Raw genomic sequence first — 17,908 nt, forward strand, 5'->3', positions numbered from 1 at the left:
CGAAGGCGGGCTAGGGCCCCCGGCATTAGCCCCCAATTTCCCTTGAACAGGATTACAATCCCCCGATTGCCAACCTCACAAGGGACCCCGATGAAGCACCTCCTCGCCCCCCTGGCCCTGGCCGCAGCGACCCTGTGCGCCACTGCCCATGCCGCCCCCGCCACCGCCCCGCAACTGCAGACGATGGCCAGGCGCTTCGCCCCCGTCGACCTGACGGCCGATACGGCCAGGCTGTCCGCCGGCGACCGCGTCGCCATCGCCAAGCTGATCGAAGCGGCGAAAATCGTCGACACGCTGCAGCTGCGCCAGCGCTGGTCCGGCAACGAGGCGCTGTGGGCCGCGCTGCACAAGGACGCCACGCCGCTGGGCAAGGCCCGCCGCGACTACTTCTGGCTGAACAAGGGCCCGTGGTCGATCATCGACGGTAACGCATCCTTCATGCCCGCGGAATACGCCGGCATCAAGATCCCCGCCGAGAAGCCGGCCGGCGCGAACTTTTATCCGGAAGGCGCGAGCAAGCAGGAACTCGAGACGTGGATGAACGGCCTGCCGGCCGCCGACAAGGAACAGGCGCAGTGGTTCTTCACCGTGATCCGCAAGGACAAGGCCGGCAAATTCACGATCGTAAAATACTCGGACGAGTACCGCACCGAGCTGCAGAAGCTGTCCAGGCTGCTGAAGGAGGCCGCGAGCGCCACCGATAACGCGTCGCTGAAAAAATTCCTGGACCTGCGCGCCGACGCCTTCCTGTCGAACGACTACCTCGCCTCCGACTTCGCGTGGATGGACCTGGATTCCCCGGTCGACGTCACCATCGGCCCGTACGAGACGTACAACGACGAACTGTTCGGCTACAAGGCCGCGTTCGAAGCGTATGTGAACGTGCGCGACCAGAAGGAGACGGAGAAGCTGAACTTCTTCGGCAAGCACATGCAGGAGCTGGAAAACAACCTGCCGCTCGATGCCAGATACCGCAATCCGAAGGTCGGGGCGATCGCGCCGATGGTCGTCGTGAACCAGGTCTACGGCGCCGGCGATGGCAACATGGGCGTGCAGACGGCCGCCTACAACCTGCCGAACGACGAGCGCATCATCCGCCAGCGCGGCTCCAAGCGCGTGATGCTGAAAAACGTCCAGGAAGCCAAGTTCGAGGCGACCCTGACGCCGATCTCGAAGCTCGTGCTGCGTCCGGCCGACCAGAAGGATCTCGATTTCGACTCGTTCTTCACGCACATCCTCGCGCACGAGATCATGCACGGCCTGGGCCCGCACGCGACGACGCAGAACGGCCAGCCGTCCACGCCGCGCCAGGACCTGAAGGATGCCTACTCGACCATCGAGGAAGCGAAGGCCGACGTCACCGGCCTGTGGGCGCTCACCTATATGATGGACAAGGGTCAGCTGAAGGCGTCGCTGGGGCAGGGCACGGCGGCCGAGCGCAAGCTGTACAACACCTACCTCGCATCGGCATTCCGCACCCTGCACTTCGGCCTGACGGATTCGCACGCGCGCGGCATGGCCATCCAGATGAACTACCTGCTCGACAAGGGCGGCTTCGTGTCGCACGGCGACGGCACGTTCTCCGTCGACTTCGCGAAGATCAAGGGTGCGGTGGCGGATCTCGACCGCGAGTTCCTGACGATCGAAGCCACCGGCGATTATGCCCGCGCGCAGGATCTGATGAAGCGCTACGTCGTCATTCGTCCGGACGTGCAGAAGGCGCTGGACAAGATGAAGGCCGTGCCGAACGATATCCGGCCGGCGTTCGCGACGGCGGCGAAGCTGGTGCCCGCGTACCGCTGATTACACCGTCATACCGTCATCCCCGCGCAAGCGGGAATCCATACTGAGCCGAACAGGATACTCAGTATGGGTTCCCGCCTTCGCGGGAACGACGTCGCTATTTTCGGCAATAAAACCCTGCCAAAGGGCAGGTATTAGACCTGCCCCAACATCAAATTTGGCATTTGTGTGCTATATTTGGAATCGTTTCCTATTGGAAATATTTATTCCGATCCCATCACGCGAGCACACAATGACAATTACTGGACTCACGATCGGCAAACGACTGGCTTATGGTTTCGGCAGCGTCCTCGCCCTCATGGCGGTGCTGGCCGGCCTCGCCATCCACCGTGTCGGCCAGATCGACGATATCCTCATCCGCATCAACGACGTCAACAGCGTCAAGCAACGCTATGCGATCAATTTCCGCGGCAGCGTGCACGACCGCTCGATCGCCATCCGCGACGTCGTGCTGGCTTCCACGGCCCCGACGGCCCAGCGCCACGCCGACCTGATCAAGAAACTGGACGACGACTACCAGCGCTCGGCCGCGCCGCTCGACGGGCTGTTCGCGGCGCGCAGCGACATCCTGCCGGAGGAAAAGCAGGCGCTGGCCGCCATCAAGGACGTCGAGCGCCGCACGCAGCCGCTGATCGCGCAACTCATCGCCCTGCGCCAGGCCGACAATACGGCCGAAGCGACGGCATTGCTGGACAAGCAGGCCGGCCCCGCTTTCGTCGACTGGCTCGCCAGCGTCAACCGCCTCATCGACCTGGAGGAAAAGCTGAACAACGACGCGGCCGCGCAGGCGCGCGCGCTGTCGCACAGTTTCTTTGCCTGGATGCTCGCGATCCTCGCCGTCGCCGCCGCCGCCGGCGCGGCCGCGGCCTGGTTCATCAGCCACGGCCTGCTGCGCCAGCTGGGCGGCCAGCCGGACTACGCCGTCGGGATCGCGGGCGCCATCGCGGCCGGCGACCTGTCCGTACCGATCGAGACGCGGGCCGAGGATCGTTCCAGCCTGCTGTACGCGATGAAGGGCATGCGCGACAGCCTCGTGAATATCGTCAGCCAGGTGCGCGCGGGCACGCTCACGATCGCCAATGCGTCGACGGAAATCGCGGCCGGCAACCAGGACCTGTCCGAGCGCAGCGAGCGCCAGGCGGGCACCCTGGAAGAGACGGCGTCGTCGATGGAAGAGTTGACGGGCACCGTGCGCCAGAACGCGGACAACGCGCGCCAGGCGAACACCCTCGCCGAGTCGGCATCGAGCGTGGCCCAGCGCGGCGGCGCCGTCGTGGCGCAGGTCGTGCAGACGATGGCGTCGATCAACGACTCGTCGAAGCAGATCGCCGAGATCATCAGCGTCATCGACGGCATCGCGTTCCAGACCAATATCCTCGCGCTGAACGCTGCCGTCGAGGCGGCCCGTGCGGGCGAGCAGGGACGGGGCTTCGCCGTCGTCGCGGGCGAGGTGCGCAGCCTGGCGCAACGTTCGGCCGCGGCCGCGAAGGAAATCAAGACGCTGATCAGCGATTCGGTCGCCAAGGTCGACGACGGCGCCAAGCTCGTCGACGAGGCGGGCAGCACGATGGAAGAGATCGTCACGAGCGTCAAGCGCGTGACGGACATCATGGCCGAGATCAGCCATGCGAGCCAGGAGCAGAGCGCCGGCATCGAACAGGTCAACCGCGCCATCGGCCAGATGGACGAAGCGACACAGCAGAACGCGGCGCTCGTCGAACAGGCCGGCGCGGCGGCGTCCGCGCTGCAGGACGAAGCCGCGAACCTCGCGCGCCTCGTCAGCATTTTCAAGCTGGATGCGCAGGCGGCGCGGCCGTCTGCAAGCGTGGCCGTCGTGCCGGCCGCGCGCCAGCGGCGTATCGCGGCCGTGTGATCAAAGCCGTACCACGAGCTTCCCGAAGTTCCGCCTCTGCAGCAGGCCGATGAACGCGGCGGGGGCGTTATCCAGCCCGTCGACGACGTCTTCCTTCACCTTGATCCTGCCGGCCGCCAGCCAGCCGGCCATGTCGTCGCGGAAGGCGTCGAAGCGCGTCCCGTAGTGGTCCAGGATGATGAAACCCTGCATGCGGATGCGTTTCGACAGCAGGGTCGCCATCCACATCGCAAGACGGTCCGGGCCTTCGGCAACGCCGCCGTTGTAGTGCGAGATGAAGCCGCACACGGGCACGCGCGCGTTCACGTTCAACAGCGGCTGCACGGCATCGAACACGGCGCCGCCCACGTTCTCGAAATACACGTCGATGCCGTCCGGGCACGCGGCCGCGAGCAGCCCGGCGAAGCGCGGATCGCGATGGTCCACGCACGCATCGAATCCCAGTTCTTCCACCGCGTACCGGCATTTGTCCGGACCACCGGCGATGCCGACGACGCGCGCGCCCTTGATCTGCGCGATCTGGCCCACCACCGATCCGACGGCACCGGTGGCCGCCGCGACGACCACGGTCTCGCCGGGCTGCGGCATGCCGATGTCGAGCAGCCCGACGTACGCCGTGAAGCCGGGCATGCCGAGCGTGCCCAGCGCCAGCGACGGGCGCGCCAGGTCGCCCACGGGCATCAGGCCGCTGCCGTCCGACAGCGCGTACTCCTGCCAGCCGGCGGCGCCGACGACGAGGTCGCCCGCCCGGAAACCTGGATGGCGCGACTCGACCACGCGGCTGATCGTGCCCCCAACCATCGTCGCGCCCAGCGGCACGGGATCGGCGTAGCCGGGGCCGACCTGTTCCATCAGGTTGCGCATGTACGGGTCGAGCGACAGCCATTCGGTGCGCAGCAGCACCTGGCCGTCCTGCGGCACCGGGACCGGCGTGTCCTCGAGACGGAAATCCGTCGGGGTCGGAACGCCTTGCGGATGGGCGGCAAGGACGATACGGCGATTCGTCATGGTGGTCTCCTTAATTGGACGCGGGGCGCGGACCGTAGCGCACGACGAGCAATGCGCCGAGCGTGAGCGCGACGGTGGCGAAGATGGGGCCGCCCGGCGCGCCGATCCTGTCGACGAGGATGCCGCCGCCGACGGCGCCGCTGGCGATGGCGATCTGGAATGCGGCGACGAGCAGCCCGCCCGCGCCCTCGGCCTGGTCGGGCGCGGCGCGCACGATCCAGGTCTGGAAGCCGATCGGGAAGGCGCCGAACGCGAAGCCCCATGCCGCGATCGCCGCGATGGTCACGGGGGCCGACGTGCCGGCGACCCACAGCGTGGCGGCCAGCAGCGCGATCAGGGCGGCGCCCGCGACGATGGCGAGGCGCTCGCTGCGCTCGGCCAGGAAGCCGCCGGCGATATTGCCGAAGAAGCCTGCGATGCCGTAGGCCAGCAGGGCGGCGGAGATCGTGCTGACCGACAGGTGCGTGACCTGTTCCATGAACGGGCGGATGTAGGTGAAGCCGGCGAAGTGCCCGGAAATCACGAGCAGCACGGCGAGCAGGGCGACGCGCACGTTGGTCCGGCCCAGCAGTTCGAACAGGACTTTGACGTTCGGGTTGTCCTTCGGCGGCAGCGCGGGAACGGTGAGGCATTGCGCGCCCAGGGTGACGACGCTGACGACGCCGGCGGCCACGAAGGCGCTGCGCCAGCCCCACAAGTCGCCCATGTACGCGCCGATCGGCGCCGCGCACACGGTGGCGACGGACACGCCGGTGAGGATGAGCGACATCGCCCGCGCAAACAAATGCTCCGGGACGAGGCGCATCGCGAGCGCGGCGGCCATCGACCAGAAGCCGCCGAGGCCAATGCCCAGCAGCGCCCGCGCCGCGATCAGTACCGGCAGGCTGTGCGCCGTCGCGGCGAGCACGTTGGACAGCACCAGCAGCGACGTCAGCGCGAGGATCACCCGCTTGCGGTCGAGATTCCGCGTGAGGACGGGGATGGTCAGCGCGGCCGCGGCGCCCACCGCCGCGGTGGCGGTGACGGCCTGGCCGGCGGCGCCGTCCGAGACGCCGAGGTCGGCGGCCATCGCCGTCAGCAGGCTGGCCGGCAGGAACTCGGCCGTCACGAGGCCGAACACGCCCAGCGCCAGGCTGGCGATACCGCCCCAGTTCGCGTCTTGCGCCTGGGCCGTGATGCGCGGCGGTGTGACATGTGCGTCTGCGTCGATGCAGGTGGATTCGTTCATGGATACCTCGGGATGTTGTGGAGATGGCAGTGTAGGGTTAAGATTCTGGACTTTCCATGCCATTCAATCCGAATCTCATGACCATTCGTCCAAACAAGGATCCGAAGACCGGCCAGGACGCCCTGACCGAAATCCTCCTCGGGCTACGCCTCGACGGCGTCGAATACGGCCGCTGCGTGATGCGCGAACCGTGGGCCGTCTCGTTCCCCGCCAAGCGGGAGGCAAGCTTCCACTTCGTCGCGCAGGGCAGCTGCTGGATGCACACGGCCACGAAGGGATGGCTGCAGCTGAATCCCGGCGACGCCGTGCTGCTGCCGCATGGCACGGCGCACGTGATGGCCAGCAGTCCGGACCTGCCGGCGGTGGAGATCGACTCGCTGGCGCGCAAGGCCGTGTCGGAGAACCTGTACCTGGTGAGCGGCGCCGGTCCGCAGGACGCGGCGGCGGAGCAGGTCCTGTTCTGCGGGGCGATGCGCTTCAATCTCGACCCGCTGCACCCGCTGCTGGCGATGATGCCGGAGGCGATGCGCGCCGCCGACCTGGGCCAGCGCGACCCGGCCGTGCATGCGATGCTGGAAGCGATGGAGCGCGAAGTCGCCCTCGATCGCATCGGCGCCTGCGGCATCCTGGCGCGGCTGGCGGACGTGCTGGCCGCCAGCATCATCCGCGCGTGGGTCGAATGCGCGTGCAGCGATGCGAGCGGATGGATCGCGGCCGTGCGCTGTCCGCAGGTCGGGCGCGTGCTGGCGGCGATCCACCGCCAGCCGGAGCGCGACTGGTCGGTGAGCGAACTGGCCGGCGTGATGGGCGCGTCGCGGTCCAGCTTCATCGACAAGTTTTCCAGCGCCGTCGGCGAAACTCCGGCCAAGTACGTTGCCAAGGTCAAGATGTTCCAGGCGCGGCACTGGATCGCCCGCGACGGCATGCGCGTGGCGACCGTCGCGAACCGGCTCGGCTACGACTCCGAGGCGTCGTTCAGCCGTGCTTTCAAACGCGTCATCGGGCATCCGCCCAGCGAGGCGCGCGTGGCCGGATAGGCAAGATTACGCTTTTAAACAGGCGCAAAAATATTGCTGAAAAAGGGGCTTCAACCGGATTTAAAATTGCCGTTAGGCATTTTAAATATCCAACGGGAAGTCCTCCATGTCCAAAGCCGTCCTCGCCGCAGCCCTGCTGTGCGCAACCCTTCCCGCCGCCGCCGCCGACCTCACGCCGCTGGAGCAGCGCTGGCTCGGCGCCGCGCTCCCCGTCCTCGCGTACTCGCGCAGCCTGAGCCTGCCCATCGATGTCGTCGTCCAGCCGCAGGCCGGTCCGAACGACGTGCCGATGGCGATGGGATTCGCGGGCGGCCGCTGCAAGCTCGTGCTGTCGCTGCGCGGCAATCCGGATGCCGAGCGCCAGCTGGAAGGCGTGCCGGCGGCCGAGCAGGGCGAATTGATCGAGGCGATGGCGGCCCACGAGATCGGCCATTGCTGGCGCTATGCGCAGGGCGCGTGGCATGCGCTGCCGGCCGGCTTCGTCGAGGTGAACGAGGAGACGGCGGACGATCCGTCGCTGCTGGCGGCGTCGAAGGCGATGCGCGAAACCCGCCGCGAGGAAGGCTATGCCGACCTGGTGGCGCTGGCCTGGACGCACGATCGCCACCCCGGCGACTACGGCCGCATCTACGCGTGGCTGGAAAAGCTCCGGCACGACCAGCCGGTCGCGCGCAACGGCCACGACACCCGCGCGTGGGTACGCCTCGCGCGCGACGGCGCCCGCTTCGGCAGTGCCGGCAAGCCGTTCGAGGACGCGGCGCCGTTGTGGCGCGAGGGGCTGCTGAGCGACGATTGAGACTAGCGTTCGTTGCCGCACAGAGGTCCCTGGCGTGCGGGCGTTAAATCTGGCTGTCACAACAAACAACACAGGGACAAGACCATGAAAACGCTGATTGCGACCTTGCTCGCGTCGGCTGCAGGCGCGAGCTTCGCCGCGGCACCGACTGCGGCACTCAACCACGACCCGCAGACCTACCGTAATCTCACGCAGAAGGCGGAATCGGAATACCGGACGGCGGCAGCGAAATGCGACGCCCGGAGCGGCAGCGACAAGGACGTCTGCATGGCCGAAGCCCGGCTGGCGCGCACCCGCACCGAGGCCGATGCACTGTCCAAGTACAACAACACGGCAGCCGGCCGCGCCCGCACGCGCACCAACGTCGCCGACGCCGAGTACGACCTGGCCAAGGCCAAGTGCGACGCGAAGAGCGGCGCCGACAAGGACAGCTGCATGGATAACGCGAAATCCGTGCACACGGCCGCGCTGGCCGACGCCAAGGCCGACCGCGCAGGCACGATGAGCAGCGGCGCCAGCGGCGGCGGCAACCAGGCTTCCGGCGGTGGCCTCGTGACCAGCACCGACACGCGCGACCCGGCCAAGGCGGCCGCCGTCGACAAGTGCGCGCAGATGGGCGCCGATGCGAAGACGGGTTGCCTCGTTGAAACGAAACCGTCGGCCGTGCGCGAGAATGCCGCCGATGCGGCATCAAAGACGCGCGACACTGCCGCGACCGCGGGCGACAAAGTGAAGGCCGCGGCCGTGACAGTTGCTGAAAAGACGAAGGAAGTGGCGCACTCGGCCGTCGAGAAGACGAAGGAGGCCGGTTCGGCCGTCGCCCGGAAGACCGACAACGCGATGGACCGTGCGGGCGACACCACCGCCGACAAGACCCGCGACACCGCCGGCAAGACCCGCATCGCTGCGTCCGACACCGCCATCACCACCAAGGTGAAGGCCGGCCTCGTCAAGGAACCGAACCTCGATTCGCTCGGCATCCATGTCGAGACGGAAAAGGGCGTCGTGATGCTCAGCGGCTTCGTGAATTCGAAGGACGAGGCCGACAAAGCCGTGAAAGTCGCGAAGGGCGTCGACGGCGTATCCAGCGTCAAGAGCGCCATCAAGGTCAAATAAGCCATCCGCTGTCTGCCCCCTGCGGCCCGCCGAAGTTGGCGGGCTGTTTTTTTTGCTGATCTACCACAAGTTGTCACGAAGCCGCCGGAAACGCATTTACGTTGGATAGGGCACGGTATAATCGCGGCCGTGAACAGACTCGAAGCTTTTGGAACCATCGCCGCCCAGGCGGCGCGCGGTGAGATTTCCTTCCCGACCAGCGTGAACGCGGTGCTGCGCCTGCAGCACGCGCTCAACGACCCCGATTGCCACCTCGAGGACGCGATCCGCCTCGTGCTGGGCGAGCCGCAGCTGGCGGCGCGCACGGTGGCGCTGGCCAATTCGTCGACGTTCAACACGAGCGGGCGCCCCGTCACCAACGTGCGCTCGGCCGTGACGCGGGTCGGCTACCGCAACCTGCAGACGCTCGTCGCGAGCCTCGTCGTGCGCCAGTTCGGCGCCCGCATCGAGGATCCGGACCTGCGCGCCAAGGCCGAGCAGCTGTGGGAACACACGGTGCAGGTGGCCGCGCTGGCCCATGTGTTCGCGCGTCACGTCACCTTCGTCAATCCGGACACGGCGATGTTCGCCGGCATCGTCCACGAGGTCGGCGGCTTTTACCTGCTGTCGCGCGCCGACGGCTTCCCGGGCTTGCTGGATGACGATCCGGAAAAATGGGCCGAGCTGTGCGAGGACGTCGTCACGCGCGAAGTGGCGCGCAAGCTGGCGCTGCCCGAGCCGGTCGCCGAGGCGATCTTCGAGCTGCGCGGCGCCTGGCTGCACATGCCGCCCGCTTCGCTGCTCGACACGCTGCTGCTGGCGAACATGTACGCCAGCGTGCCGTCGCCGCTCGGCACGGCGCGCGCCCCCTTGCCCGAACACAGCGAGAGCGCGCTCGACTACCTGCTGGACGAGGAGACCCTCCATCGCATGATCGAGGAAGCGTCGGAGATCGCCGCGTCGATGGGCGGCGCGCTGCTCGTCTGACGGATTTCAGCCGCCGAGCTGGCGGCAGAACTGCGCCGTCGCCTCGTCCATCGGAAAGCACGATTCGATGTGCAGCCCGTCGATGGTGATGTCGCGCGGCGTGCCGAATGTCGTGATCGTCGAAAAGAAGCTCAGCGTCACCCCGCGGTGACGGAATTCCGTCGTCAGCAGCGGCGCAGGCGGCGTATCGAGGTCGCGCAACCGCCAGCGCGACGGCACGTTCGGATACGCGAGGATCTCGTCCAGCAGCGCCCGCGCCTTCGTATCGGTCGGCGACCCCGCGACCAGCGCGTGCAGATGGCCGATCAGCGTGCCGCCCACGTCGTCCCAGTTCGCAAGCGCGCCCCGCAGGTCGTCCGGATCGAACACGGCGCGCAGCATGTTCGCGTGCCTGCTCGCCCGCCCGTCGAGCACGAAACCGTTCACGCGCTGCGCCGCCTGGTTCGTCGCGAGGATGTCCCAGTGCCGGTTCATGAGGAACGCGGGATACGGTTCCTGCTGGCGCAGGATGAAATCGATCGCCTGGTTGATGCGGCCCATGGCCGGCGTGTCGAGCCCCGTCTCCGGATAACTCGGCGCATAACCGCCCGCGCGCAGCAGCGCGTTACGTTCGCGCAGCGGCATGTCCAGCACGTCGGCCAGGCGCATCAGCAGCGTCCTGCTGGGCTGCGCCTTGCCCGTTTCGATGCAGCTGAGGTGGCGGGCGGAGATGTTCGCGTCCAGCGACAGGTCGAGCTGGCTCAGGCGCCGCGCCGCGCGCCATTCGCGCAGGAGCAGGCCGACGGGGACGGGGGCGAGGTCGAGAGGCGTCATCCGCCGATGATAACCCGGCCGCGCGGCGCCGGGCCATGACGTCCGAGGTCATGGGTCGATCCCGAAGGACAGGCTCGAAAAGATCGTGTCGTAGTCGATGCCTTCGTCACCGTCCAGCGGCGTGGTCCACACGACGTTCAGCAGCCAGTGGCCCGGCGGCGGACGATGCAGCCGCACGAGGCCTTCGCCATCCGTGACCTGCGCGGCGACGGGCTGCGCGTCGTGGTCGAGGTCCGTCAGTTTCACCAGTGCGCTCCGCAACGGACAGCCTTTGAAGATGACTTGCGCCGTCAGCATGCCGCCGTCCGACGGCGATGTCATCAACACGATTTCCAGCGGCAGGCCGAGGCGCTTCGTGGCCAGGTCCTGGCTGCCTTCGCCGGGCGCGCCGGCCTGCACGAGCGCCTTCGCCACGCGCCGGTAACGTTCGAAGACATCGCGTCCGCGCGCGGCCGCCGCGGGCCACAAACCCTCTTCCCGCACGTAGGCGTCGAACCGGTCGGCCGGCAGATGGCTCAGCGCGTCCGCGTCCGTTTCCAGTACCAGCAGATGCAGGCCCGGTTCCGCGGGCGCGAGCCTGCCGTCGTTGCGCAGGTCGATGACGTCGCCGCCCGGCGTCCATGCGGCGAAGCGCTTGATGCGGCGCGACGGGATCATCGACGTGCGGCGCGCGTCGCCGTGGCCCACCTGCATGCTGAGGGCGGTGCTGGCGCCCACCGACACGACGAAGCTGTCCGGGTTGACCCAGAAGTCGTGCGCGCGGGCGTTCGTGCACAGGCACAGGATGAGGAACAGGCACACCTTCATAGGAACGGGAACACCGTGTCCGAATGCGGCTGGTCGTCCGCGCGCACGCCGTCCGTGACCGCATCGTTCGTCCCGCCGGCGAGCAGCGAGCGGTACACGTTCACCGCGTCGTAATGGAGTGTCCGGCCGCCGCAGTCGTGCAGCCCGAGCTCCACGCCGAACAGTTGCGTGCACGCGGCGGCCGCGCTGTCGACCCACAGCCGGTCGTCGGCCAGCAACCGCGCCAGTGGCAGGTAGCGCTGCCCGGGCGGCGCGGCGGCGTCGATCATGAGCTGGTTGCCGCAGCGGCCGTCGTAGCCGTCGTACAGCGCGAGCGACCTGGCGATGACGGGCACGAATTCGGCCGCCGTCCCCGGTGTCGCCGCGTTGTAGCGGGTCTTGAACGCATCGGCCTCCTCGTCGCTGCCCAGGTGCGCGAGCAGGCCGTTGCCCGTCAGCGGCCGGCCCATGCGGTCGATGCGGACGTCGTCGACGCGCGTATCGGCCCACACGGCCAGCACGGGGCCGCCGCGGTTGACGAGGCCGAGGTCGACGTCGAGCACGATCGCCATCGGCGTCCAGCCCGCGAGGAAGTCGCGGGCCGGGCCGCCGTCCGTGTGGCGCCACTGGTCGAGGATCGCGGCCGTCTGCTTCGGCGTGTACGCGGGACAGCCCGCGGCGTCGCGCGGCACGCCCCGCCGGAGCGTCGCCGCGGCCAGGTCGAACGCGGCGCGCGAGCCCTTCACGTTGTTGAAGAACGGGTCGTCGCGCAGGCCCGCGAACAGCCGGCTGCGGCCGCTCGCGCTCGCGAGTCCCGCAAGCCGGCCCGGGTCGCCCTGGATGGTTTCGTCGCGGCCGATCAGGCAGTCCGCCTGCGTCTTCGACGCGAAGCGGCACACGATGTCGGTGCGGGCCGTCGTGTCGGGAAAGCGCGGGCCGCTGTCGATGTGGAACGCGTATTCCGCATTCCTGTCGAGCGCGTGGCCGACGACGGTCATCACGAGATTCAGCCGGCGGCCGTCGGCCGACGTCCACGCGTAGATGTCGCCGATGTCCACGCGCGGGTCCGCGATGACCTTCGGCGAATCCAGGTGGTCGGATGCCGACGTGAATGCGGAGAGCAGCATGAGCGCCGCCGCCGCGAGCGCGAGCCGGGCCGGCATCATGCGGCGCCGCCGCGCGCGGCGTCTTCCAGTGCGCGCATCGCCTGCAGGTACGGGCCGGGGCCGTGGCTCAGGCGCGCGACGCCGAGGGCGCGCAACGTGGCCAGGGGTGGCGTGCCGGCGGCGGCCATCAGGTTGACGGGCAGGGGCGATGCCTGCACGAGCCGTTCGATCAGCGCCGCATCGACGAGGCCCGGCACGAACAGGCCATCGGCCCCGTGCGCGGCGTACACGCGGGCGCGCGCCAGGGTGGCGTCGAGCAGGACGTCGTCGTGATCGCCCGGTGCCGCGAGCAGGAAGCCGTCCGTGCGGGCGTTGATGAAGAGCGGGACGTCGAACCCGTCGGCGGCGTCGCGTGCCGCTTGCAGGCGCGCGGCCTGTTCGCCGGGATCGCGCAGGCCGCCGGCCGCGCTGCCGTCTTCGAGGTTGCAGCCGACGGCGCCGGCGCGGATCGCTTGCGCGACGGTGTCGGCGACCTCGATCGGCGTGGCGCCGTAGCCGCGTTCCAGGTCGACGGTCACGGGCAAGGCGACGGCGCGGGCGATGCGTGCGATGTTGGCGATGGCCAGGTCAAGGGGCAGCTGTTCGCCGTCGTCATACCCGTTGGCGGCGGCGACGGCCCAGCTGGCCGTGGCGATCGCCCGCGCGCCGGCGGCGGCGACGGCTTGCGCGCTGCCGGCATCCCAGCAGTTGAAGAGGACGAGCGGCGCGCCCGGCGTGTGCAGTGCGCGCAGCGCGCGGGCTTTGAGGATCTGGTCGGACATGGTGGTCTCCCTGGTAATCGGAGACCACAGTGTGGCGGGTGGGCGCATCGCGCTCAATCACGTGCGAGGTCATGCCGGCATGACCTCGGAGGTCATGGCCGCCGTTCGCGCCTACATTTGCCGGAAGTGGTACAGGTAATGACGGCTGACGGGCAAGACCTCGCTGCTGCCGCGGATGTGCAGGTCGGCCGTCTCGTTCACGCCCCTGACGACCTCGCTCACGCATCCGAGGTTGACGATCACGGACCGGTGCGTCTGCACGAAACGTTCGGGGTCCAGCTGCTCCGCCAGTTCGCGGATGCTCTTGCGGATCAGCGCCTCGCCTTCTTCCCATACGACGCGCGTGTACTTGTCGTCGGCTCGCAGGAAGCGTACCTGGTCCACCGGGATCAGCCGCAAGCTGTTGCCGACCGACGCCTTGATCCATTGTAGCCAGGGCAAGGACGGTGTCATGCGCTGTCCCAGCCTGCCGGCGAGCTGGTCGAGCATGGCCTCCAGTGCGGCATCCGGCTGGAGCGGCAGGGCCAGTTGACGTTGCAGGCGTTCGACGGTATCGGCCAGGCGCGCCCGGTCGATCGGCTTGACGACGTAGTCGATGGCGCCCTGCTGGAACGCCTGCACGGCGTACTGCTCGTACGCCGTAACGAATACGAGATGGGCGCGGCGTGCAAGCTGGCGCGCGACGTCGATGCCGTTCTGGCCGGGCATGTGGATGTCGAGGAAGACGACGTCGGGCCGGTGCAGGTCGAACAGGTCGAGCGCCTCGGGGCCGTTGCGCGCGTCGTCGAGCAGCTCCAGCGCGGGCCACAACACGGCGAGATGGGTGCGCAGGCGTTCCCGCAGCAGCGGCTCGTCGTCGGCGATGAGCCCGGTGTACCGCTTCATGCTTTCCCTCCAGCGTAAAAGTGCAGTTCGACGCGCAGGCCATGCGGCTCCACCTCATGCAGGTCGACGCGTGCGCCGTCGCCGTAGAACGCGTGCAGGCGGGTGCGCAGGTTCGACAGCCCGGTGCCGGGCTGCGCGGTTTCGGACATTCCCTTGCCGGTATCGTGGACCCACAAAACCAGCTTTCCGGCCGTGTCGTCGAGGCGGCCGCCCACGTCGATGCGTCCGCCATCGATGTTCGGGTCGATACCGTGACGGATCGCGTTCTCGACCAGCGTGAGTAGCGCCATGGCGGGAAAGCGCAGCGTTCCCGCGCCGGCGGGAGCCGACACCGTGAATCGAAGACGGTCCGGCATGCGGAGCTGCATCAGCTCCAGGTAGGAACGGACCAGTTGCAGTTCCGTCTCCAGGGTGGCATCCGCATCGTTCAGGCGCGGCATGGCCGCCCGCAGGTAGGCGATGAGGTGCCGCAGGACCGGGCCCGCGTTGGGGGAGCCGGCCGCGACCAGGGCCTCGACATTGGAAAGTGTATTGAACAGGAAATGCGGTTCGATTTGCGCATGCAGCATGCGCAAACGGGCATCCAGCAGTTCGCGCTCGAGCCGGTTCTTTTCCAGCTCGATCCCGAGCTGGTCGGCGCGCTCGCGGGCCTTGCGCTCGTTGCGCATCGCGACCAGGGAAAACAGCACGCCGAAAAAGATCGACAGGACCACCATGAGAACGTGTCCGACCAGCGTCTGGGTATCCCCGAGGTAGGCGAGAAAACGGCCCCGTTGCGTTGCCAGCGCCGTGATCAGGGCCGCCACGGGCGCCGTCAGGACGACCGCCGCGAGGCGCGCGGGGCCCGGCCCCATCCAGCGCGGATGGACGCCTCCGGCAATCGAGTATGCCATCAGCAGGGCCGCGCCGATGAAGCCGATCCGGCCGAAGACGCCGAGATACGGAGTGCCGCTCAGCACGTGCAGCAGCCAGGACAGCGATAGCGTGAAGATGGCGACGACGGCGCACTGGCGTGCCGTCGGCAGGAGGTTCGCGGCCGGGCGTGGAAGAGGTGTCGTCGCAGACATCGAACCACGATACCTGCAACGCGACCGCCATTCAAGCCCCCGAAACCGTCATTGGTCGCATGGTTGCGCCGGCCGCCTTGGCCGGGAGCGTGGGCGCGGCTACCTTGCGGCATCGATCACTCCATGGAGAAGCATGATGGTACCCAGTAGTGCATTCCTCGCGGTACGGGGCGCAGGCACCGCGCACGCATCGGCTGCCCGCGCGTTGCGGTGGGCGACGACGCTGTGGTTCCTGGTCACGGTGGCCGGACAGCTCGTGTTCGCGGCGTATATCGTGGCGCTGTATGGCGGCGCGCTGCTGCGCGGGCACAGCGGGCAATGGAACACGGTGATGACGCACGGGCACGTGGACGGCGACCCCGCCGGCAACGCCGCCACCATTGCCCACGTGCTGGTGGCCGCCCTCGTCATGTGCAGCGGAGCGCTGCAACTGGTTCCCCGACTGCGTGCCCGCGTGCCCGCATTCCACCGCTGGAACGGCAGGTTCTATCTCGGCGCCGCCGTCGTCGCGGGCGTCACGGGCATCTACATGGTCTGGTGGCGTGGCGCCGTGGGCGACGTCGTCCAGCACCTGGGTACGAGCCTCAACGGTGTCGTCGTCGTGGCCTGCGCGGCGCTGGCGCTGCAGCGGATCGTCGCGGGCGACGTCGCGGCGCACCGCCGCTGGGCGTTGCGCCTGTTTCTTGCGGTCGGCGGTGTCTGGTTCTTCCGGGTCGGACTGATGTTCTGGCTGGCGCTGAACCGCGGACCCGCCGGGTTCGACGCCGACACGTTTCGTGGTCCATTCCTCAGCTTCCTCGCGTTCGCGCAGTTCCTGCTGCCGCTGGCCGTCCTTGAACTGTACCTGTATTGCCGTGCGCGCGGCGGCGCGTTCCGGCAATGGGGCATGGCGTTCGTCATGTCCGGGCTGGCGCTGGCGACGGGCGCGGGCGTCGTCGTGGCGACGGCCGGCATGTGGCTGCCGCACATGTAATCGGGCACGCTGCGCAGCGTGTCATGTCCAGCGTAGGATGCCTGCCTGGCCGGCGCGCGTGGCCGCCAGCACCCGGCGGTCGCGCAGCACGTCCAGCACGGCTTTTACATGCCTGCTACGCATCGTGTCGCGCGCTCCTGCCAGCGCGAACTGGCGCCGGGCGGGGATCGGCAGGGGCAGCACGCGCACCTCGTCCGGCTCGGGATACGTCGCGAGGCGCGGCAGGATCGACCAGCCCATGCCCCGCGCCACCATCGCCGCGATGCTCGTGTCGTTGCCCAGCGTGCGCTCGGCCGTGGCGGCGAGGCCGGCCGCGCGGCAGCGGGCGAGGATCGCGTCCGCGCCGGAGCAGCCGAGGCGGATGAACGGCAGGCCGTCCAGCTGGTCCCACGTCACGGGCAGCGCGAACGTGCGCGCGGCCGGGACGACCAGCACATAGTCGTCGGCCACGTACGGATGGACGACGAAGCCGTCTTCCACGGGCAACTGGGCGATGCCGACGTCCGCGCGGCCGGCGCGCAGCGCGGCGACGACTTCCAGGCGGTCGTTGCAGCCGTCGTCGATGTCGAGCACGAGCTGCGGATGGCGGGCCGCCAGCGCTTCGGCGACATACGGCAGCAGGTGCGTGCCGATGCTGCGGAAGCACGCGATGCGCACCCGGCCTTCGATGGCGTCGTCGTCACGCACGCTGGCGCGGAAGGCGTCTTCGAGCCGCAGCATCGCGCGCGCCTTGTCCAGCACGCGCAGGCCGGCCTCGGTGGGCAGCGAGCCGTCACGTGCGCGCGCAAGCAGGCGCGTGTCCAGTTCGCGTTCGAGTTCCGCGATCGCATGGCTGATGCGCGACTGCGTGCACCCGAGTTCCGCCGCGGCGGCGCTGAAGCTGCCGTGGTCCGCCACCGCGACGAGCATGTGAAGTTGGCTGAGCTTCATGAGCCATCGAAATCTGTCATGGATGAACCGGCAATTATCCGGCATTTCGGTAGCGTCATGGCGGTGCGGCGGCGACCATGTGGTTTTTCATGAAAGGACACCCATGCACACCTTCGCCAATGCCGCCCTGGTCATCATCGACGTCCAGCAGGGCTTCCTCGACCCGCGCTGGGGCCGACGCAATCATCCCCAGGCCGAGCAAAACATCGCCTCGCTGCTGGCCGCCTGGAGAAAAGCGGGACGGCCGCTGTTCCACGTCCAGCATGGCTCGCGCAGCGACAAGGGCGCGTTCCATCCGGGCACGCCGGGCCACGCGTTCAAGCCGGAAGCGCAGCCGCTGCCGGGCGAGATCGTCATTCCGAAGGATGTGAACAGTGCCTTCATCGGCACCGACCTGGAGGCGCGGTTGCGCGCGGGCGGCATCGAGACGGTCGTGCTGTGCGGCCTGACGACGGACCACTGCGTGTCGACGACGGCGCGCATGGCCGGCAATCTAGGCTTTCAAACGTTCCTCGTCGAGGATGCCTGCGCCACGCATGAGCGCACGGGGCCGGATGGCACGTGGTTCAGCGCGGAGCAGATGCATGCGACGGCGGTCGCGAGCCTGCATGGCGAATTTGCCACGGTGACGAGCACGGCGGCCATGCTGGGGGAATAAGAGGAAAAATTCTAGCGAAATTGCCGGAAACGATGATACTGT

Annotated in this window: 17 protein-coding genes; 8 read left to right on the plus strand and 9 right to left on the minus strand. The window is 68.4% G+C overall.

Annotated features, from left to right (window positions below; genetic code table 11):
* The first annotated feature begins 90 nt into the window (after positions 1-90).
* A complete protein-coding gene (locus tag ASD28_RS17620) occupies positions 91-1,803 on the plus strand; it encodes a DNA mismatch repair protein MutT (protein ID WP_056130746.1) in 1,713 nt (570 codons plus the stop codon).
* Between the two features lie 232 nt (positions 1,804-2,035).
* Positions 2,036-3,676: a methyl-accepting chemotaxis protein gene (locus tag ASD28_RS33205; RefSeq protein ID WP_056130749.1), complete on the plus strand. Its 1,641-nt coding sequence runs from the start codon at positions 2,036-2,038 to the stop codon at positions 3,674-3,676.
* Here ASD28_RS33205 and ASD28_RS17630 read toward each other — a convergent pair whose 3' ends face one another.
* Positions 3,677-4,684: an NADP-dependent oxidoreductase gene (locus tag ASD28_RS17630; protein ID WP_156650912.1), complete on the minus strand. Its 1,008-nt coding sequence runs from the start codon at positions 4,682-4,684 to the stop codon at positions 3,677-3,679.
* A gap of 10 nt (positions 4,685-4,694) precedes the next feature.
* Complete coding sequence (locus ASD28_RS17635) at positions 4,695-5,912, minus strand: MFS transporter (protein ID WP_056130755.1); 1,218 nt, start codon at positions 5,910-5,912, stop codon at positions 4,695-4,697.
* A 77-nt stretch (positions 5,913-5,989) separates the two neighbouring features.
* Between ASD28_RS17635 and ASD28_RS17640 the strand changes: the two genes are divergently transcribed.
* The 4 genes from ASD28_RS17640 to ASD28_RS17655 all read left to right on the plus strand — a co-directional run bounded on the left by ASD28_RS17640 (position 5,990) and on the right by ASD28_RS17655 (position 9,827).
* Positions 5,990-6,949 (plus strand): AraC family transcriptional regulator, encoded by a 960-nt coding sequence (locus ASD28_RS17640; protein WP_229412039.1) that lies wholly within the window; start codon positions 5,990-5,992, stop codon positions 6,947-6,949.
* 106 nt (positions 6,950-7,055) lie between these two features.
* Positions 7,056-7,745, plus strand: a complete 690-nt coding sequence (locus ASD28_RS17645) for a hypothetical protein (RefSeq protein WP_056130761.1) — start codon at positions 7,056-7,058, stop codon at positions 7,743-7,745.
* A gap of 84 nt (positions 7,746-7,829) precedes the next feature.
* A complete protein-coding gene (locus tag ASD28_RS32470; RefSeq protein ID WP_056130764.1) occupies positions 7,830-8,861 on the plus strand; it encodes a BON domain-containing protein in 1,032 nt (343 codons plus the stop codon).
* Positions 8,862-8,990: 129 nt separating this feature from the next.
* Positions 8,991-9,827, plus strand: a complete 837-nt coding sequence (locus ASD28_RS17655; protein WP_056130767.1) for an HDOD domain-containing protein — start codon at positions 8,991-8,993, stop codon at positions 9,825-9,827.
* Positions 9,828-9,833: 6 nt separating this feature from the next.
* Here the strand turns inward: ASD28_RS17655 and ASD28_RS17660 are convergent, their stop codons facing one another.
* The 6 genes from ASD28_RS17660 to ASD28_RS17685 form a co-directional block, all read right to left on the minus strand.
* On the minus strand, positions 9,834-10,640 hold the full coding sequence (locus ASD28_RS17660; RefSeq protein ID WP_056130770.1) for a helix-turn-helix domain-containing protein: 807 nt from the start codon (positions 10,638-10,640) through the stop codon (positions 9,834-9,836).
* A gap of 48 nt (positions 10,641-10,688) precedes the next feature.
* Positions 10,689-11,447, minus strand: a complete 759-nt coding sequence (locus ASD28_RS17665) for a DUF4198 domain-containing protein (RefSeq protein WP_056130774.1) — start codon at positions 11,445-11,447, stop codon at positions 10,689-10,691.
* Complete coding sequence (locus tag ASD28_RS17670) at positions 11,444-12,592, minus strand: DUF4331 family protein (protein WP_056130777.1); 1,149 nt, start codon at positions 12,590-12,592, stop codon at positions 11,444-11,446. The genes ASD28_RS17665 and ASD28_RS17670 overlap by 4 nt, the downstream gene beginning before the upstream one ends.
* Complete coding sequence (locus ASD28_RS17675) at positions 12,589-13,353, minus strand: isocitrate lyase/phosphoenolpyruvate mutase family protein (RefSeq protein ID WP_056130779.1); 765 nt, start codon at positions 13,351-13,353, stop codon at positions 12,589-12,591. The genes ASD28_RS17670 and ASD28_RS17675 overlap by 4 nt, the downstream gene beginning before the upstream one ends.
* 111 nt (positions 13,354-13,464) lie before the next feature.
* Entirely contained in the window at positions 13,465-14,238 is a 774-nt protein-coding gene (locus ASD28_RS17680; RefSeq protein WP_056130782.1) for a LytTR family DNA-binding domain-containing protein, read from the minus strand.
* Positions 14,235-15,305 carry a sensor histidine kinase gene (locus ASD28_RS17685; protein WP_056130785.1) on the minus strand — a complete coding sequence of 357 codons (1,071 nt, stop codon included), beginning with the start codon at positions 15,303-15,305 and terminating at the stop codon, positions 14,235-14,237. Before ASD28_RS17685 ends, ASD28_RS17680 begins: the two co-directional genes overlap by 4 nt.
* Positions 15,306-15,438: 133 nt before the next feature.
* Here ASD28_RS17685 and ASD28_RS17690 point away from each other — a divergent pair, with 133 nt between their 5' ends.
* Positions 15,439-16,278 (plus strand): DUF2306 domain-containing protein, encoded by an 840-nt coding sequence (locus tag ASD28_RS17690; protein ID WP_056130790.1) that lies wholly within the window; start codon positions 15,439-15,441, stop codon positions 16,276-16,278.
* A gap of 21 nt (positions 16,279-16,299) precedes the next feature.
* On the opposite strand, the gene ASD28_RS17695 is transcribed toward ASD28_RS17690, so the two are convergent.
* Positions 16,300-17,208, minus strand: coding sequence for a LysR family transcriptional regulator (locus ASD28_RS17695; protein ID WP_229412402.1), 909 nt, complete (start codon positions 17,206-17,208; stop codon positions 16,300-16,302).
* A 103-nt stretch (positions 17,209-17,311) separates the two neighbouring features.
* On the opposite strand from ASD28_RS17695, the gene ASD28_RS17700 reads away from it, so the two are divergent.
* Complete coding sequence (locus tag ASD28_RS17700; protein WP_056130797.1) at positions 17,312-17,866, plus strand: cysteine hydrolase family protein; 555 nt, start codon at positions 17,312-17,314, stop codon at positions 17,864-17,866.
* The last annotated feature ends 42 nt before the right edge of the window (positions 17,867-17,908 follow it).

The sequence above is a fragment of the Massilia sp. Root133 genome (genome assembly GCF_001426525.1).
In the GTDB taxonomy this organism is placed as follows: Bacteria; Pseudomonadota; Gammaproteobacteria; order Burkholderiales; family Burkholderiaceae_D; genus Telluria; species Telluria orientalis.

Coding starts and splice junctions, on each gene's coding strand:
- ASD28_RS17620 (WP_056130746.1), top strand. CDS start 91: ATGAAGCACCTCCTCGCCCCCCTGGCCCTGGCCGCAGCGACCCTGTGC.
- ASD28_RS33205 (WP_056130749.1), top strand. CDS start 2,036: ATGACAATTACTGGACTCACGATCGGCAAACGACTGGCTTATGGTTTC.
- ASD28_RS17630 (WP_156650912.1), bottom strand. CDS start 4,684: ATGACGAATCGCCGTATCGTCCTTGCCGCCCATCCGCAAGGCGTTCCG.
- ASD28_RS17635 (WP_056130755.1), bottom strand. CDS start 5,912: ATGAACGAATCCACCTGCATCGACGCAGACGCACATGTCACACCGCCG.
- ASD28_RS17640 (WP_229412039.1), top strand. CDS start 5,990: ATGACCATTCGTCCAAACAAGGATCCGAAGACCGGCCAGGACGCCCTG.
- ASD28_RS17645 (WP_056130761.1), top strand. CDS start 7,056: ATGTCCAAAGCCGTCCTCGCCGCAGCCCTGCTGTGCGCAACCCTTCCC.
- ASD28_RS32470 (WP_056130764.1), top strand. CDS start 7,830: ATGAAAACGCTGATTGCGACCTTGCTCGCGTCGGCTGCAGGCGCGAGC.
- ASD28_RS17660 (WP_056130770.1), bottom strand. CDS start 10,640: ATGACGCCTCTCGACCTCGCCCCCGTCCCCGTCGGCCTGCTCCTGCGC.
- ASD28_RS17665 (WP_056130774.1), bottom strand. CDS start 11,447: ATGAAGGTGTGCCTGTTCCTCATCCTGTGCCTGTGCACGAACGCCCGC.
- ASD28_RS17670 (WP_056130777.1), bottom strand. CDS start 12,592: ATGATGCCGGCCCGGCTCGCGCTCGCGGCGGCGGCGCTCATGCTGCTC.
- ASD28_RS17675 (WP_056130779.1), bottom strand. CDS start 13,353: ATGTCCGACCAGATCCTCAAAGCCCGCGCGCTGCGCGCACTGCACACG.
- ASD28_RS17680 (WP_056130782.1), bottom strand. CDS start 14,238: ATGAAGCGGTACACCGGGCTCATCGCCGACGACGAGCCGCTGCTGCGG.
- ASD28_RS17685 (WP_056130785.1), bottom strand. CDS start 15,305: ATGTCTGCGACGACACCTCTTCCACGCCCGGCCGCGAACCTCCTGCCG.
- ASD28_RS17690 (WP_056130790.1), top strand. CDS start 15,439: ATGATGGTACCCAGTAGTGCATTCCTCGCGGTACGGGGCGCAGGCACC.
- ASD28_RS17695 (WP_229412402.1), bottom strand. CDS start 17,208: ATGAAGCTCAGCCAACTTCACATGCTCGTCGCGGTGGCGGACCACGGC.
- ASD28_RS17700 (WP_056130797.1), top strand. CDS start 17,312: ATGCACACCTTCGCCAATGCCGCCCTGGTCATCATCGACGTCCAGCAG.